The organism is Actinomyces sp. HMSC08A09 (assembly GCF_001807465.1).
GTDB classification, from domain to species: Bacteria; Actinomycetota; Actinomycetes; order Actinomycetales; family Actinomycetaceae; genus Actinomyces; species Actinomyces oris.
On sequence record NZ_KV789120.1, the window covers coordinates 51,759 to 68,511 of the forward strand.

Genomic DNA, 16,753 nt, shown 5'->3' on the forward strand with positions numbered 1-16,753 from the left:
GCTCAGGACTTGCGCAGCAGGACCCGGCTCATGCGGTGCTCGGCGTCCTTGGTCAGGACCAGGGTGGCCCGCCCCAGGAAGGTCGTCAGATCAGACTGGTGAAGAGTGGGTTCTGGTGTGATTCAAACAGGTGCGGATGCCACTATTTTTAACATGCAAACCTCATTGTGTCTGTATTGTTTGATTGACGACCACAGTGTGCTGTTTTATTATTTGTTTATGATTAGTAGCAACATCGCCACCTTGCGTAAAAAGCATCGCTGGACTCAGGAAGCGTTGGCAAACAAAGTTGGTGTCTCTCGACAGACCATTGCCAAGTGGGAGGCTCCGGGTGGTAATCCCGACATTTCCTCATGTGTTCGGTTAGCGCAGGTGTTCGATGTTGCGATCGACGATCTTGTCAACGGTGACACTTCATTTGTTGCCATGCTCGATCGCCCCGGCAAATACATATTTGGCACCGTTGTGATCGATCAGGATGGAAGACTTACGCTTCCGGTCCGTGCCAGAAAGGTTTTCAATATTAAGGCTGGTGATGAGCTCCTACTGATTGGCGATGTCGACCGGGGGCTCGCCTTGATGGATACGCAGTTCTTTGTGCAGGCTGCTCGTCATGTGGAGGGGGACCATCGTGCGGCACATGACAATACTGAAAACTAAGCGAAAGAGGGTGCGTGTGCTGATAATAATGTGCTCCGTGCTTGGCCTGCTCGGAGGGGGTGTGACTTATTATGCTCATCGAAATATGACGTATGATCGGGCTGCGGAGGCGGTTGTTCGTCGTGCTGGTTTTGTCGAAAGGCAGGTAACGCTGCCGAGCGGTTCAGTCATTCACTATGGTGAGGGGCCGGCCAATGGTTCGCCGCTCATGTTGGTCCACGGTCAACAAACAACGTGGAGGGACTATAGTGCGGTGCTCGGAGAACTATCTCAACGCTATCACGTGTTTGCGGTCGACTGTTATGGCCATGGTGGATCGAGTAAAAATCCGGCAGATTATACGGCGATCAAGAATGCGATTGATTTCGTGTGGTTTATCCAGCACGTTATCAAGTCTCCAGTCTTGATCTCCGGTCACTCTTCGGGAGGTCTGTTGGCGACTATCGTTGCCGCCAGGGCTCCGCAGCTTGTCACTGGTTTGTTGATTGAGGATGCGCCATTCTTTGCGACTGAACCTGGAAGGGCTGAGAAGACATTTGCTTGGCTCGGGTTTCGCGATATGCATCGTTTTTTGCGAAGCGGTGAACGAAATTTCACCCGCTACTCGCTTGAGCACACCTATCTTGCGCAAGTTCTTGGGCAAAAGAACTTTGATGTGTTTGTTAAGCGTCCTGCCCTCGATTACATGAGGCGCCACCCTGGCGAAATACCGCGCCTTTGGTATTATCCTCCTGAGCTGCATGTCAATGAGTTCTTCGACTTGACGGCTAACTTGCAGGATGGTACGGGCGCTTATGATTTACGATTTGGTGAGACCTTCTATGATTTCTCGTGGTTTGCTGGTTTTAATCAGGCGGAAACACTGAAGGCTGTTCGCTGTCCGTCAATTATTTTACATGCTGCTCATCCATCAAATATGCGGGGCTACTATGATGGTCGTGGGGTGCTGCTCGGTGCTATGGATGATCGTGATGCGTCGCGTGTCCACTCGCTTCTCTCTCGTGGCACTCTAGTCGACAACGTTAAAAGCGGTCATGATATTCATTCTGAACAACCTGAGGTTTTTATCAAGGCCGTCGATGATCTTCGTTAACCTTGTTGCAGGAGTGGGATAGGAGTGTTTTCTGAAAATTAAAATCGGTGCCGACACCGCGGTGTTAACGCTGGGTGCTGCACTGGACTCTTCGGGGAATCGGCCTGTTGGTGTCCATATCGGTGACAAAGGGATGTTCGAACTCCAGGTCGCGTGAACGATAACCTTGAAATCATGCGGTTTTGTTTCGTCACCACGAGAACGGCCTGGGCCTTTTGTCACCGATGTGGACATCCTTGGCCCCTCTTCGGGTTGCTGACGGTGCACGCTTGATGCCGGTTCGGGCATGTCCCTCTTCTGGTGCGGTCTACTCCACGAGGGTGGGGATCTACTGGCCAGGGGTTGTGCGCACTGCACGAAGGTCCTACCTACCCGGAGTACACCCAACCCTCCCGCAGTAGCACCCGACCCTCGTGCAGTGCGCGCCCAAGGCCTGCACGGCGACAGCGGGCGGCCCGCCCCTCCAAGGAGCCGGCGGACGACTCCCACCCCCAGGCGGCTCGCCCCCGCTGGAGTCTCAGCGCGAGGAGGAATCAGGACTTGCGCAGCAGGACCCGGCTCATGCGGTGCTCGGCGTCCTTGGTCAGGACCAGGGTGGCCCGCCCTCGGGTGGGGGCGATGTTCTCGCGCAGGTTGACCAGGTTGACACTCTCCCAGATCTCGTTCGCTCCAGCCAGGGCCACGTCGTCAGGGATCTCGGCGAAGCGCCGGAAGTAGGAGCCCGGCTGGGTGAAGGCCGTGTGCTTGAGGGTGAGAAACCGGTCCAGATACCAGCGGCGGATGTCGTCGGGGTCGGCGTCGACGTAGATCGAGAAGTCGATGAAGTCGCTCACCGCCAGCGCCGAGGCCCCCGGCCGCGATCCCCGCGGGGCGGGCTGGAGCACGTTGAGTCCCTCCAGCACGAGAATGTCGGGGCGCTCCACCGTCACGTGCCGGTCCGGGATGATGTCGTAGACCGTGTGGGAGTAGACGGGCGCCTGGACGCGCTCGCTGCCGGACTTCACCGCCGCGACGAACTCCAGCAGGGCGCGACGGTCGTAGGACTCGGGGAATCCCTTGCGGGCCATGAGTCCTCGCTCCTCAAGGACCCGGTTGGGCAGCAGGAAACCGTCGGTGGTCACCAGATCCACCCGGGGCGTATCCGGGAAGCGGGCGAGCAAGTGGGCGATGAGACGCGCCGTCGTCGACTTGCCCACGGCGACCGACCCGGCCACCGCGACGATGAAGGGCGTGGGCGGCTCGCTCACCCCCAGGAAGGCGCCGGTGCGGTGCGCCCGCTCGCGCGAGGTGGCGATGTAGTCCTCCAGCAGGGCAGTCAGGGGCCGGTAGACGGCGTCGACCTCCGCCAGGTCGATGGGGTCTCCCAGTCCCCGCAGCTTCTCCACATCGGCCTGGGTCAGCGGCAGCGGCGCCGAGGACGCCAGGGCGGACCACTGGTCCCGGTCCAGCTCGATGTAGGGCGAGGCGTCCGGAATACCCAGGTCACTCGGGTCGCTCAGCTCGGATGTCACTGACACAGTGTCGCAAATGAAGACGCCCGGCGGACAATCCCCGAGGAACGAATGGGGCCCGTCGGGGCGCCTGTGGGGTGCTGGCGGGGAACGGGATCACGCAGAGATCACGCCGAGATCACATCGACGTGTGCCTGCGCTCGTTGTCAACGCCGCGCCGGCATGATTCGATCGGAGCATGTGTGGAATTGTCGGCCACGTCGGCCCTCTGAGTGAAACTGGTTCCTCCCGTTCCCTGACCGTTCTCATGGATGGCCTCGGCCGTCTGGAGTACCGCGGCTACGACTCTGCGGGCGTCGCGCTGGTGGGGCCCTCCGGTCTGGATGTCATCAAGGAGGCGGGCAAGCTCTCCGGGCTGCGCGCCATCCTTGAGGCCACCCCGCCGGCTCCCGCCACCGCAGGCATCGGACACACCCGCTGGGCCACCCACGGCGGCCCGACGACGGCCAACGCCCACCCCCACCGCGCCGGCCACCTCGCCGTGGTCCACAACGGCATCATCGAGAACTTCCGTCCGCTGCGTGAGGAGGTCGAGGCTGCCGGGCGCGAGCTCCTCTCCGACACCGACACCGAGGTCGTCGCCCACGTCCTGGACATCGACTTCACCGCCCGTCTGCGCCAGGACCCGTCCGCCGCCTCCGACCCGACCCGGGTCGCCGACCTCCTGGTCGCCTCGATGCAGGCCGTCACCGCCCGCCTCGAGGGCGCCTTCGCGCTGCTGGCCGTCACCGACCTGGCCCCCGCAGCGATCGTCGCCGCCCGCCGCTCCAGCCCCCTGGTCATCGGCCTGGGCGAGGGCGAGAACTTCCTGGGCAGCGACGTCGCCGCCTTCGTCGCCTTCACCAAGAAGGCCGCCGAGGTCGACGACGACCAGGTCCTCCTGCTGACCGCCGACGCCGTCCACGTCTGGGACAAGGACGGTAACGCCGTCGAGCCCAAGACCTGGGAGGTCTCCTGGGACGCCTCCGCAGCCGTCAAGGGCGGCTACGACACCTTCATGGACAAGGAGATCCACGAGCAGCCCACCGCCGTGGCCGACACCCTGCGCGGCCGCGTCGACGAGCGCGGTGAGCTTCAGCTCGACGAGATGCGCATCGACCCCGCCGTTCTGCGCAGCGTCGACAAGATCATCGTCATCGCCTGCGGCACCGCCGCCTACGCCGGGCACGTCGCCAAGTACGCCATCGAGCACTGGTGCCGCATCCCCGTGGAGGTCGAGCTCGCCCACGAGTTCCGCTACCGCGACCCGGTCGTCAGCGAGAAGACCCTGACCGTGGCCATCTCCCAGTCCGGCGAGACCATGGACACCATCCAGGCCGTGCGTCACGCTCGCGAGCAAGGCAGCAAGGTCCTGGCCATCGTCAACACCTACGGCTCGACCATCGCCCGCGAGGCCGACGCCGTCCTCTACACCCACGCCGGCCCGGAGGTCGCCGTGGCCTCCACCAAGGCCTTCCTCGCCCAGATCACCGCCTGCTACCTGCTGGGGCTCTACCTGGCCCAGCTGCGCGGCAACAAGTGGCCCGACGAGGTCGCCGAGTACCTGGACAACCTCGCCGCCATGCCGGACCGCATCCAGCACGTCCTGGACCACGAGGAGGCCCGCGTGCGTGAGCTGGGCTCCGAGCTGGCGGACAAGTCCTCCTTCCTGTTCCTGGGCCGCCACGTCGGCTTCCCGGTGGCGCTGGAAGGGGCGCTCAAGCTCAAGGAGCTCGCCTACGTCCACGCGGAGGGCTTCGCCGCCGGTGAGCTCAAGCACGGCCCGATCGCGCTCATCGAGGAGGGTCTTCCGGTCTTCGTCATCGTGCCCACCCCGCGCCGTCCTGTCCTGCACGACAAGGTCATCTCCAACATCCAGGAGATCCGGGCCCGCGGCGCGCGTACCATTGTCATCGCGGAGGAGGGGGATACCGACGTCGAGCCCTTCGCCGACCACATCATCCGGATGCCCGTCACCCCCACGATCCTGTGGCCGCTGCTGACCGTGGTGCCGCTGCAGATCTTCGCCGCTGCGCTGGCCGGGGCCAAGGGGCTGGATATCGACCAGCCGCGCAACCTGGCCAAGTCCGTCACCGTCGAGTAGGACCGACGCCGAGACGTCGACTCGCCCCGCAACGGCGCCGAGCCCGCAGTTCGGGCTCGGCGCCGTCGTCTACCGTCTACAGGGCCGGGCGCAGGGACCGGATCTGCTGCTTCGTGCGGGCCTGTGAGCGTTGAGAGGACAGAGTCAGGTCGTCGTCGTTGTCGACGTGATCGGCCTGGGCGACGACGAAGGCCTGGGCCATACCGCCGTCGTGGGCCAGGGAGATGTGCCAGTGGCCGATGCCGGCCTGGCGGGCGGCCATGGCGGCCGCCCCGGTCAGGCGCAGGCGCGGTGGGGTGCCGGGCGTGGAGGTCACCTCGATATCCTGGTACTCCCAGCCCTGGGGTGCGTCCAGCCCGAGCTCGGCGTAGGCCGAACCCAGGGCCTTGAGAACCGCCTCCTTGGCCGCCAGGCGCGCCCCGAGTGAGGCGGCCCGCTTCTGGCAGGCGGCCAGTTCGGCGGGGGTGAAGAGCCGCTCGCGCAGGCCGGGTACCCGGTCCATGTAGCCTTCGAGGCGGGGGATATCAACCAGGTCGGTCCCTACAGCGCGGATCACTCGGCCATTGTGCCGGGTGAGCGGGCAGCGCGAGGGGTGAACGCGCCACCCAATTCTGGAAGAGACAACTTCTTGGCGCTTGGTCGCGGACGGGCAATGCGGGCCGGCGGCCATACGCGAGGTCTTGCTCTGTGAAACTGCCCGTCTCAAAGCCGTGTTGGAGGGGCGAGGAGAGCGGAGCGGAGGACAATGGGACGGATGAGTGACCTCAATGACCTCCCGCGTTCCCACGACGTCACCGACCCCACCACCTGCGCCTGGCCTGCTCAGGAGATAGCGGCCGCGGAGGCCCCCGTCACCGCAGGCACCGACCGCTACATGAGAGCCGCCGCCCACGCGGTGGCCCGGGCGGCGCTGCGCGAGCTGCGCCAAGGAACCGGCACCGCGGGCGCCGCGGTGGCCCCCGCCCGGCCGGTTCCGGCGCCGTTGACCTCGATGAGCCCCATGGGGGCGGCCGCCACCCCAGCGTCACCGCTGTCCCCGGCGACGCCGCTGGGAGGAGCAGGTGAGGTGGCGGGGGCGCAGACCGGCCCCGGATGGATCTCCGGGGCCCCGGTGCTCCTCTTGGTCGGTGGCGGCCACAACGGGGCCGACACCCTCCTGGCTGGAGGTCTGCTCGCCCACAGCGGCTGCGCGGTCAGCGCCGTGCTCGCCACCGAGCACCCCCATCCGGTCGCCCTGGAGGAGGCCCGCGGCCACGGCGTCACCATTCACGGCGCCGGCTACCGCAGCCACGACGGAACCGGCCAGGACTCCGCCGAGGCCATGGCCGCTATCGAGGCCTTCCTCGTCCACGGCGGACTCGTCCTGGACGGGCTCACCGGCATCGGCGCCACCGGGGCGCTGCGACCTGACGCCGCCGCCCTCATCGCCCCGCTCATCGCCGCCGGGGAGCCGGGGCGTCGCCCGCTGCGCGTCATCGCCGTCGACCTGCCCAGCGGAACCGGCGTCGACGACGGCACAGTGAGTGGCCCGGTCCTGGCCGCCGACCATACCGTCACCTTCACCTGCCTCAAGGGATGCCAGTGCCTGCCCCCGGCCCGGCACCTGTGCGGCGTCGTCGACGTCGTCCCCCTCGGACTGCCCGCGCCCACGAGCCGGCCCCTGGCCCGCCGCCCCGTCGACGGCGCCCTGGGCGACTACCTGACCCGCGCCGTTGGCGAGCCCGGGCCCGAAGACCACAAGTACACCCGCGGCGTGGTCGGCCTGTGGGCCGGCAGCGAGTCCTACCCCGGCGCCGCCGTCCTGGCCGCCAGCGGCGCGGTACGCGCCGGCGCCGGCATGGTGCGCCTGTCCGCCCCCAGACGCGTGGAGGACCTCGTCCTGGCCGCCCGCCCCGAGGTGGTCCCCGCCGCCGGACGCGTTCAGGCGCTCGTCCTGGGGCCGGGCATCGACCCCGCCGACACCACCAGGGCCGATGAGGTGCGGACCGTCCTCGCCTCCACCCTGGGTCCCTGCGGCAAAGACCGGCAGTGCCCCAGCCCGGTCCCCACCGTCGTCGACGCCGGCGCCCTGAGCATCCTGCCCGAGCTCCTCACCGAGGACCTGAGCTGCACGCCGCTGCACGTGCTGACCCCGCACGCCGGAGAGGCCGCCGCGCTGCTGATCGCGCTGGAGGATACGGGGACGCCGGCCCAGGAGACCCATCGCTGGAGCCGCGAGCGCGTCGAGGCCCACCCGGGGCTCGCCGCCCGCGAGCTCTGCCGCCGCACCGGCGCCACCGTCCTGCTCAAAGGGGCCACCACCCTCATCGCCGCACCGCAGCGCCCCCTGGTCAGCGTGGACGGAGGACCCGGTTGGATGGCGACCGCAGGAAGCGGGGACGTGCTCGCCGGGATCCTCGGAGCCGTCCTGGCCGGCGCGGCCGCCCGTTGGGAGACGGGCGCGTCGGATGCCTCGGGGTCGGACCCGGTCCTGGACACGCTGGTCGACTCAGTGGCCGCCGGCGTCAGACTGCACGCGCTCGCGGGGGCCTATGCCGCAGCAAGCCCGCAGGGCGCCGCGGGTGCGGGGACCGGCGGGCACCCGATCGCCGCCCTGGACATCGCCGCTGCCCTCGGCCCGGCCCGCCTCGAGCTCAACTGGCTCCAGGCGGTGCCCCACGCCTGAGACGCGTCAGCCACGCGGTATCCGTCAGGACTCCTGACCGGAGGCGTGCGCCAGGAAACAGCGGCGCCACCGGCCCCAGTGCGACAATCGCGCCGTGACCACCTCCCCGGACTCAGCCGCAATGCCCCCGTCCGCCGCTCCGCGCCCGGCAGTCGCCCAGTGCGCGCCACCGCCGGCGGCCACTACCTCGCGGGCCGTCGTCGACCTGGCGGCCGTGGCTCACAACGGGCGGCGCCTGGCGCAGGTGGCGGGCGTGCCGTGGATGGCCGTGGTCAAGGCCGACGCCTACGGTCACGGGCTGGGGCCGGTCGCTCTGACGGCCCTGTCGGCGGGAGCCTCCTGGCTGGGGGTGGCCCAGCTCGCCGAGGCCCTGACTCTGCGTGCCCTTCTGGACGAGGCCGGTGTGAGCCGCCCGGCGGGGGAGCCCACCTCGCAGGCCCCCCGGCTCCTCACCTGGCTCCTGCCCGTCATGGAGCCTGACCGAGCGGCCGCCGAGGACTCGCCCCTGCGTGCCGCCCTGGCGGCCGACCTGGACCTGTCGGTCTCCACCCTGCCCCAGCTCGAGGCCCTGTCGGCGGCGGCCCGGGCGCAGGGGAGGGCGGCGCGTCTCCATCTCAAGGTCGACACCGGCATGTCGCGCGGCGGTGCCACCGTCGAGGAGCTGCCCGCCCTGGCCGCCGCGCTGAGGCGGGCCGAGGATGAGGGAACGGTCGACGTCGTCGGCCTGTGGTCGCACCTGTCGCGCGCCGACGAGCCGGCCAGCGGCTCCACCGAGGAGCACCTGGAGCGCTTCCGGCAGGCCGAGCAGGTCGTCCGCGCCGCCGGCCTCAACCCGCCCACTCACCACCTCGCCGCCACCGGAGGACTCCTGTGGCACCCGCAGGCCCGCATGGACCTGGTGCGCGCAGGCATCGGCCTGTACGGGCTGAGTCCCGACCCCTCCGTGGCCACCGGCGCCGAGCTCGGGCTGCGGCCCGCCATGCGCCTGGAGTCCCCGCTGGTGCAGGTCAAGCGCATCGAGGCCGGGCAGGCCGTCTCCTACGGTGGGACCTGGAGCGCCCCCACTGATCGCTGGGTGGGGCTCGTGCCCCTGGGCTACTCCGACGGCATCCCCCGCGCCGCCAGCTCCGCCGGTCCCGTGGGAGTCGGCAGCCTCATGACCTCCATCGTGGGGCGGGTGTGCATGGACCAGGTGGTCATCGACCTCGGCCCGGCCGTGGACGAGGCCGGAGCGCCCCTGCCGGCACCGGCCCGGGTCGGGGAGACCGCCGTGCTCTGGGGAGCCCCCGAGGTATCAGACCAGGAAGCCGTCCCCACCGCGGATGAGTGGGCGCAGGCATGCGGCACCATCAACTACGAGATCGTGACCCGGTTGGGAGCTCGTGTCCCGCGCTGCTACATCGGGGAACCTGGCACCGGCGACTACTCTCGACCCTAGACAGCAGACGTCGGATATCGCCGGTCCCCACCGGGCAGACCGGCTCCACCATCGGATCCATGCACGGAAGAGGAGGGAATATGAGCCCAGCGCCGCACACACCGCAGACCGCCCCCGGGATCACCGTCGCCACCGGCGACGCCGACGAGACCCGGGCACTGGGGGCCCGCCTGGCCCGCCTGCTGCGCGCCGGTGACCTCGTGATGCTCTCCGGCGGGCTGGGGGCCGGCAAGACCACGCTCGCCCAGGGCATCGGCGCAGCCCTTGAGGTGCGCGGCCGGGTCTCCTCACCCACCTTCATCATCGCCCGCGTGCACCCCGCCCTGTCCGACGGCCCCGACCTCATCCACGTGGACGCCTACCGGATCACCTCCCTGGAGGAGATCGACGCCCTCGACCTGGACTCCTCCCTGGATCGGGCCGTCACCCTGGTCGAGTGGGGCGAGGAGAAGGTCGAGGCCCTGAGCCCCGACCGCCTGGAGATCCAGGTGATGCGCCCCCACGGAGCCGTGCGCGCCGAGCACCCGCAGCTCGAGGACGCCCCCGCCGGGGCGGAGTCTCCCGCCGGCTCGGTGGTCGGGGAGCCGGTCGTGGACCTTGGCGAGGTCGACGACGGCAACCGGACGATCATCGTGCGCGCCGTCGGTCCGCGCTGGGCCGACGTCGACCTGAGCCCACTGGCCGCAGACGCCTCCTGTCAGCCGGGAGCGCCGCTGTGAACACTCCCACCACCGTGGCACCGGTCCGCAACGCCACCCCCATCCGGCCCGCCCAGCGCTCCCGGCGTCCTCGGCGCCTGCTCCTGCCGGCTGCGGCGGTGACGCTCCTGGGTGTCTGCCTCCTGACCCCGGGGCTGGCCCGAGCCGTTGCCGACACCGGCCCCCGCCTCACGACGATCACATCGGCCGGCGGCGTGGCGGGTGTCCCAGCCGACGCCGACTCGCGCGACGAGGCCAAGGCGCTCATGGAGAGCGAGTGCGTGGCGCAGGTGCGTCAGAGCACTGGCGAGCAGGGCGAGATCACGGTGGGTGATCCGCGCAGCGTCTACACCTGGGCCTCCGGCTTCCTCGACGGCTCACAGCCCTCCGCCCAACCCGTTGACACCGGAGACTGGGCCGCGACCGTCTCGTCGGGCGGCAAGCCCGTCGGTCTTCTCGAGGTGGTCCATGACAAGGGGCACGCCACCTGCACCCCCGTCTTCGACGACGACCTGGCCACCGACGTCGACCAGATGGGCGAGGCCCACCTCGTCCACGACCGCAACGCCAACGCCTGGTACTCGCTGAACGGCACCACGGTGACGGCGATGGGGGAGGCCGCCACGCGGCGCCTGGCCGGCCCCATCGAGCTGCGCGACTACGGAGAGATCCTGCGTGAACGTGCCGGATCCAAGCCCAAGACCTCCGCCGCTCAGGGCGAGGAGCGCTCCACCACGGGGGGCTGGGCGATCTGGGGCCCGGTCCTGGCGGTCGTCGTCGTCGGGATCGTCACCGTCATCATCACGGTCCGTCACGAGCGCAAGGTGACCGCCCCGTTGCGCCAGGCCCGCAACCGCGCCGACATGGCCGAGCGCGCCGACCGGCTCAGCCGGGACGAGTCCGACACCCAGGGGGCGGCAGTACGCCGGGGCATCCCCCGCGCCGCCATCGACCTGTCCCTCCTGGGGGACGGGGCCGAGGACGACGCCGATGCGACCGCCGGTGAGACCCTGGGGGACACGATCCCCGAGAGCCGCGTCAACCTGCCACGAGACCCGAGGGCATAGGCTGGTCCGGTGCGAATCCTCTCCATCGACTCCTCCCTGGGGACTCAGCTCGCGGTCGTCGACGCCGCCCCCTCCGCCGCCGGCGCACGCGCCCTGCAGGTGCTGAGCCAGGACGAACAGGCCGATACCCGCCGTCACGCCGAGTCCCTCGGACAGATGCTCTCCCGGGCCTTGTCGACCCCCGAGGCGGCCGAGCGCCCGCTGGACGCCGTGGTCGCCGCCACCGGGCCGGCCCCCTTCACCGGTCTGCGTGCGGGGCTGGTGACGGCCGGGGTCGTCGGGCGCACCCGGGGCGTCCCCGTCCACGGGGTCTCCAGCCTCGACGCCGTCGCCCGCCGCGCCCTGGACGAGCTCGGAGCCCAGGAAGGACAGGCGGGTCCGGTCGTCCTGGTCGCCACCGACGCCCGCAGGCGCGAGGTCTATACGGCACTCTTCCGCGCCAACGGTCCCGACGACGTCACCCGCCTGACCGAGATCATCGTCTGCCCCCCGGCCCAGGTCGCCCAGCGCCTCGCCGAGCAGGCACCGGGACCGGGCGGGGGGAGTGGAGGCATCGACGTCGTGGCCGGCTCCGGTGCCTCCCTCTACCCCGAGCTGGCGGAGATGGCCTCCTGCCAGAAGGCCCTGGCCCCCGTCTCCGGCGACGCCCTGACCCAGGTGCGCATCGCCCTGGCCCGCCTCGAGCGCGGCGAGGAGCTGAGCACGCAGCCGCTCTACCTGCGCCACGCCGACGTGCAGATGCCTGCCGCTCGCAAGCGCGTGCGCTGACCTCGGGCGAAGAAGGACACTGAGGTGCCCGAGGTGACCGGAGCGGGCCGGGGCCCCGGGCTGCGGGAGATGGCGGCGGGGGACCTGGAGGCCGTCGCCCGACTCGAGGGCGAGCTCTTCGGGGCCGAGGCCTGGAGCCGTGACCTGCTGGCCGCCGAGCTGGCGGCCTCCCACGGGCCGATGGCGGACCGCCGCTACGTCGTCGTCGAGTCCGAAGAGAGCGATGGCGACGGTGACGCCGATGACGCCGCGGATCGCGCTGTTGGAACCGGGTCGCATGGGCCACGGCTCCTGGGCTACGCCGGGCTCTACCACGCCGGTGGGCTGACCAGTGCGGACCTGCTGACCATCGCCACCGTCCCGGCGGCGCGCGGACGAGGGATCGCCTCCCTCATGCTCACCGAGCTCGTCTCCACCGCCCGGGAGGTGGGCTGCCCCGATGTCCTGCTGGAGGTGCGCCAGTCCAACGAGGTCGCCCAGCGGCTCTACGCCAGGCGCGGGTTCGTCCCCATTGGCCGGCGCCGCCGCTACTACCAGGCTCCGCCGGAGGACGCCGTGGTCATGCGGTTGACTCTGCGCCCGCGCCCGGGGCCGGTCGGTGCCGAGGCCGGTGATCCGGGCGAGGCCTGAGGCCGTGGGGCGACTCACCGGGAGCAAGCCCTGGTGTTCGACTGGACGGATTGCGCTGGGCCTGAAGAAGCAGATGGATGCTGCAGCGACCGGAGATAAACACGGGCCGCGGGAGGACAAGCAGCGAGTGTCGGCCACTTCACAGATTTGGCTGACGCCCCCGTGACGAAAAGGAGGCCTCAGACGTCGGCGTCAGCATATTCCGCGGCGTTGAATGACGAATCGAGACCCGTTGAGATCCCCAGGATTCCGCGGATCGTCTCCCCAACATCGCTGGTGGAGCGCAGATCGCGCCTACGGGAGCCGGTGCCCGGCTAGCCTTCTGCCGTGGCCAAAACATCTGCTCCTTCCCTGAAGAGGCGGACCGCCTTCTCCACGACCGTCTTCATGAAGCGCATGATGGCGATCTCGGGACTGGTGTTCCTGTTCTTCGTCCTCTTCCACGCCTACGGCAACCTGCACTACTTCGAGGGTGAGGTCGCCTACGATCACTACGCCGTGTTCCTGCGAGCACTGCTGGTGCCGATCATGCCCTACGGCGGTGTCCTGTGGATCCTCCGTCTGGCTCTCATGGCCTGCCTCCTGGCTCACGCCGGCAGCGCCTTCCACCTGTGGGCGCGCAACAAGCGGGCCCGCGGCAACGACAAGTACGCCGTCAAGAAGCCCGGCGCCGAGTACTTCGCCTCTCGCTACGCCATGCGCACCATGCGCTGGGGCGGCGTCATCCTCCTGCTGTTCATCATCTGGCACCTCCTGCAGTACACCACCCTGTCACTGACGCCGGGGGGACACTACGTGCACGGACGGGCCTACCTGAACATGTACTACGGCTTCCAGCTGTGGTGGGTGTGGCTCATCTACGCGGTCGCTCTGGCCGCCCTGTGCCTGCACGTGTGGCACGGCGTGTGGTCCGCCCTGCAGACGCTGGGCGCGGTGCGTGGAAACACCATCCCCTTCATCCGGCTGATCGCCTTCGTGCTGGCCTTCGCGCTGTTCGCCGCCTTCGTGGCTGTTCCGACGGCGATCCTCTTCGGCTATGTCGATGCCCCCATGGCCACTGGTGACTACTACCCGCAGTTCTGTGACGCGATCGGCTCCTCCGCCGAGCACTTCGCCGAGTGTGCTACGGCGACCCACTGAGAGTGAACGACTATGACTGAACTCATCGACGGCCTGTACTACGAGGGCGAGAAGATCGCCGACACCAAGGCCCCCCACTCCGTCCCGATCGATCGGCGCTGGGAGCAGCGCAAGTTCGAGGCCAAGCTGGTCAACCCCGCCAACCGCCGCAAGCTGGACATCATCGTCGTCGGCTCCGGCCTGGCCGGCGGCGCCGCGGCCGCCTCCCTGGGCGAGCAGGGCTACAACGTCAAGGTCTTCTTCTACCAGGACTCGGCTCGCCGGGCGCACTCCATCGCCGCCCAGGGCGGTATCAATGCCGCGAAGAACTACCGCAATGACGGCGACTCCGTCTACCGGCTCTTCTACGACACGGTCAAGGGCGGTGACTACCGCGCCCGTGAGGACAACGTCTACCGCCTGGCGGAGGTCAGCGCCAACATCATCGACCAGTGCGTGGCCCAGGGTGTCCCCTTCGCCCGCGAGTACGGCGGTCTGCTGGACAACCGCTCCTTCGGTGGCGTGCAGGTCTCCCGTACCTTCTACGCCCGCGGCCAGACCGGCCAGCAGCTCCTCATCGGTGCCTACCAGGCCCTCGAGCGTCAGGTGCACGCCGGCACGGTCAAGGAGTTCCGTCGCCACGAGATGGTCGAGCTCATCATCGTCGACGGTCGCGCCCGTGGCATCGTCACCCGCGACATGGTCTCCGGGAAGATCGAGACCCACCTGGCCGACGCCGTCGTGCTGGCCAGTGGCGGCTACGGCAACGTGTTCTTCCTGTCGACCAACGCGATGGGGTGCAACGCCACCGCCGTGTGGCGCGCGCACCGCAAGGGCGCCTACTTCGCCAACCCCTGCTACACGCAGATCCACCCCACCTGCATCCCGCAGTCCGGGGACTTCCAGTCCAAGCTCACCCTCATGAGTGAGTCCCTGCGCAACGACGGACGCATCTGGGTGCCCAAGAAGGCCGAGGACTGCGACAAGGACCCGCGCGACATCCCCGAGGAGGCGCGCGACTACTACCTCGAGCGCATCTACCCGGCCTTCGGCAACCTCGTGCCGCGCGACATCGCCTCCCGCCAGGCCAAGAACATGTGCGACGAGGGTCGCGGCGTGGGACCGGCCATCAAGGAGCGCGACGCCAACGGCAACGAGCGGATGATGCGTCGCGGCGTCTACCTGGACTTCTCCGAGGCCATCGACCGCCTGGGCAAGGACGCCGTCTCTGCCCGCTACGGCAACCTGTTCGAGATGTACCAGCGCATCACCGGGGACGACCCCTACGAGGTCCCCATGCGCATCTACCCCGCCGTGCACTACACGATGGGTGGCCTGTGGGTGGACTACGACCTGGAGTCCAACGTCCCGGGCCTCTACATCGCCGGAGAGGCCAACTTCTCCGACCACGGCGCCAACCGCCTGGGTGCCTCCGCCCTCATGCAGGGGCTGGCCGACGGCTACTTCGTCCTGCCCGACACCATGAACGACTACCTGGCGGACATGCTGCGCCTGGGCAAGGTCGACCCCAACGCCCCGGAGATCGCCGAGGCCAAGCGCTCCGTCGAGGAGCGCGTCGCCCGCCTCATGGCTCTTCGCGGCACCCGCAGCGTGGACGACTTCCACATGGCCCTGGGCCGCATCATGTGGGAGTACTGTGGCATGGAACGGCGCGATGCCGGGCTGCGTGACGCCATCAAGCAGATCCGGGCCCTCAAGGAGGAGTTCTGGCGCGACGCCCGCATCACGGGCCAGGCCGACGAGCTCAACCAGGCCCTGGAGAAGGCCGGCCGACTGCTGGACTTCTTCGAGCTGGCCGAGCTCATGTGCATCGACGCCCTGCACCGGCGGGAGTCCTGCGGTGGCCACTTCCGGGCGGAGTCCCAGACTCCCGAGGGTGAGGCCCTGCGGCACGACGACGAGTTCCTCTACGTCGCCGCCTGGGAGTGGGGCGGGGAGAACCAGCCGCCGATCCTCCACAAGGAGGACCTCGTCTACAAGGACATCGAGCTCAAGCAGCGGAGTTACAAGTGAACATCAAGCTCAAGATCTGGCGCCAGAAGAACCAGGACTCGAAGGGCCACTTCGAGGAGTACGCCATGAGCGGGATCGAGGAGCACATGAGCTTCCTCGAGGTCCTCGACCTGCTCAACGAGCAGCTCTTCGCCGAGGGCAAGGAGCCGGTGGCCTTCGACTCCGACTGCCGTGAGGGCATCTGCGGTCAGTGCGGTGTGGTCATCAACGGGCAGGCCCACGGGCCCATCCGCTCGACCACCTGCCAGCTGCACATGCGCCACCTGGCGGAGGACCCCTCCTTCAAGGACGGCTCCACCATCACGATCGAACCGTGGCGCTCCACCGGCTTCCCGGTGCTGCGCGACCTCATCGTGGACCGCTCCGCCCTGGACCGCATCGTCCAGGCCGGTGGCTACATCTCGGTCAACACCGGTGGGGCCCCGGAGGCCCACTCGGTGCCCGTGCAGAAGGAGAAGGCCGACGCCGCCTTCGAGGCCGCCGCCTGCATCGGCTGCGGTGCCTGCGTGGCGGCCTGCCCCAACGCCTCGGCCATGCTGTTCACCGGTGCGAAGATCTCGCACCTGGGTCTGCTGCCGCAGGGTCAGCCCGAGCGCCTGGCTCGCGTGGTGAGCATGCTCAACCAGCACGACGCCGAGGGCTTCGGCGGCTGCACGAACATCGGCGAGTGCGCGGCCGTGTGCCCCAAGTCGGTTCCGCTCGAGGTCATCTCGCGCCTCAACCGGGATCTCGGCCACGCCCTGTGGAAGGGCCAGCACGCCCACTGATCCACCTGCCTCACTCCATACCGAGCCGGGCACTTCTCGCGTCGTCCTCCAGACATTCTGTCGGGAGTCGCGAAAAGTGCCCGGCTCGGTGGTGTTCTACGTGCATACCTTTTACCAGCGCACGCCGGTGGGGACTTTCTGCGCGTGCGGGGGCATTCTCTGCCGGACGGGGGCATGTTGCGCGTACGGTGACGGGATTGCTGTCCCCGACGGCGTCGAA

The 16,753-nt window shown here is 68.6% G+C and carries 14 protein-coding genes; 12 read left to right on the plus strand and 2 right to left on the minus strand.

Going from position 1 to position 16,753, the window contains the following annotated elements; genetic code table 11:
- Positions 1-219: 219 nt before the first annotated feature.
- Together HMPREF3165_RS12865 and HMPREF3165_RS12870 are read left to right on the plus strand one after the other, a co-directional pair.
- Positions 220-660, plus strand: a complete 441-nt coding sequence (locus HMPREF3165_RS12865; RefSeq protein WP_083303232.1) for a helix-turn-helix domain-containing protein — start codon at positions 220-222, stop codon at positions 658-660.
- A 28-nt stretch (positions 661-688) separates the two neighbouring features.
- Positions 689-1,753, plus strand: a complete 1,065-nt coding sequence (locus tag HMPREF3165_RS12870) for an alpha/beta fold hydrolase (protein ID WP_141745024.1) — start codon at positions 689-691, stop codon at positions 1,751-1,753.
- A gap of 533 nt (positions 1,754-2,286) precedes the next feature.
- Here HMPREF3165_RS12870 and coaA read toward each other — a convergent pair.
- A complete protein-coding gene (gene coaA / locus HMPREF3165_RS06430; protein WP_070511629.1) occupies positions 2,287-3,270 on the minus strand; it encodes a type I pantothenate kinase in 984 nt (327 codons plus the stop codon).
- Between the two features lie 172 nt (positions 3,271-3,442).
- Between coaA and glmS the strand changes: the two genes are divergently transcribed.
- Positions 3,443-5,347: a glutamine--fructose-6-phosphate transaminase (isomerizing) gene (gene glmS, locus HMPREF3165_RS06435; RefSeq protein ID WP_070511631.1), complete on the plus strand. Its 1,905-nt coding sequence runs from the start codon at positions 3,443-3,445 to the stop codon at positions 5,345-5,347.
- 76 nt (positions 5,348-5,423) lie between these two features.
- On the opposite strand, the gene HMPREF3165_RS06440 is transcribed toward glmS, so the two are convergent.
- Positions 5,424-5,903, minus strand: coding sequence for a holo-ACP synthase (locus HMPREF3165_RS06440; protein ID WP_009747565.1), 480 nt, complete (start codon positions 5,901-5,903; stop codon positions 5,424-5,426).
- 198 nt (positions 5,904-6,101) lie between these two features.
- Between HMPREF3165_RS06440 and HMPREF3165_RS06445 the strand changes: the two genes are divergently transcribed.
- From HMPREF3165_RS06445 to HMPREF3165_RS06485, 9 genes are all read left to right on the plus strand, one after another.
- Entirely contained in the window at positions 6,102-8,012 is a 1,911-nt protein-coding gene (locus tag HMPREF3165_RS06445; protein ID WP_070511633.1) for a bifunctional ADP-dependent NAD(P)H-hydrate dehydratase/NAD(P)H-hydrate epimerase, read from the plus strand.
- Between the two features lie 121 nt (positions 8,013-8,133).
- Entirely contained in the window at positions 8,134-9,450 is a 1,317-nt protein-coding gene (gene alr / locus HMPREF3165_RS06450) for an alanine racemase (RefSeq protein WP_070511634.1), read from the plus strand.
- A gap of 80 nt (positions 9,451-9,530) precedes the next feature.
- On the plus strand, positions 9,531-10,169 hold the full coding sequence (tsaE, locus tag HMPREF3165_RS06455; RefSeq protein ID WP_070511635.1) for a tRNA (adenosine(37)-N6)-threonylcarbamoyltransferase complex ATPase subunit type 1 TsaE: 639 nt from the start codon (positions 9,531-9,533) through the stop codon (positions 10,167-10,169).
- Positions 10,166-11,215: a hypothetical protein gene (locus tag HMPREF3165_RS06460; RefSeq protein WP_070511636.1), complete on the plus strand. Its 1,050-nt coding sequence runs from the start codon at positions 10,166-10,168 to the stop codon at positions 11,213-11,215. Before tsaE ends, HMPREF3165_RS06460 begins: the two co-directional genes overlap by 4 nt.
- Positions 11,216-11,224: 9 nt before the next feature.
- Entirely contained in the window at positions 11,225-11,983 is a 759-nt protein-coding gene (tsaB, locus tag HMPREF3165_RS06465; protein ID WP_070511637.1) for a tRNA (adenosine(37)-N6)-threonylcarbamoyltransferase complex dimerization subunit type 1 TsaB, read from the plus strand.
- A gap of 24 nt (positions 11,984-12,007) precedes the next feature.
- Positions 12,008-12,613 (plus strand): GNAT family N-acetyltransferase, encoded by a 606-nt coding sequence (locus tag HMPREF3165_RS06470; protein ID WP_070511641.1) that lies wholly within the window; start codon positions 12,008-12,010, stop codon positions 12,611-12,613.
- 387 nt (positions 12,614-13,000) lie between these two features.
- Entirely contained in the window at positions 13,001-13,753 is a 753-nt protein-coding gene (locus HMPREF3165_RS06475; protein WP_176747014.1) for a succinate dehydrogenase cytochrome b subunit, read from the plus strand.
- A gap of 12 nt (positions 13,754-13,765) precedes the next feature.
- Positions 13,766-15,766, plus strand: coding sequence for a fumarate reductase/succinate dehydrogenase flavoprotein subunit (locus HMPREF3165_RS06480; RefSeq protein ID WP_070511644.1), 2,001 nt, complete (start codon positions 13,766-13,768; stop codon positions 15,764-15,766).
- Positions 15,763-16,533: a succinate dehydrogenase/fumarate reductase iron-sulfur subunit gene (locus tag HMPREF3165_RS06485; protein ID WP_003789384.1), complete on the plus strand. Its 771-nt coding sequence runs from the start codon at positions 15,763-15,765 to the stop codon at positions 16,531-16,533. The genes HMPREF3165_RS06480 and HMPREF3165_RS06485 overlap by 4 nt, the downstream gene beginning before the upstream one ends.
- The last annotated feature ends 220 nt before the right edge of the window (positions 16,534-16,753 follow it).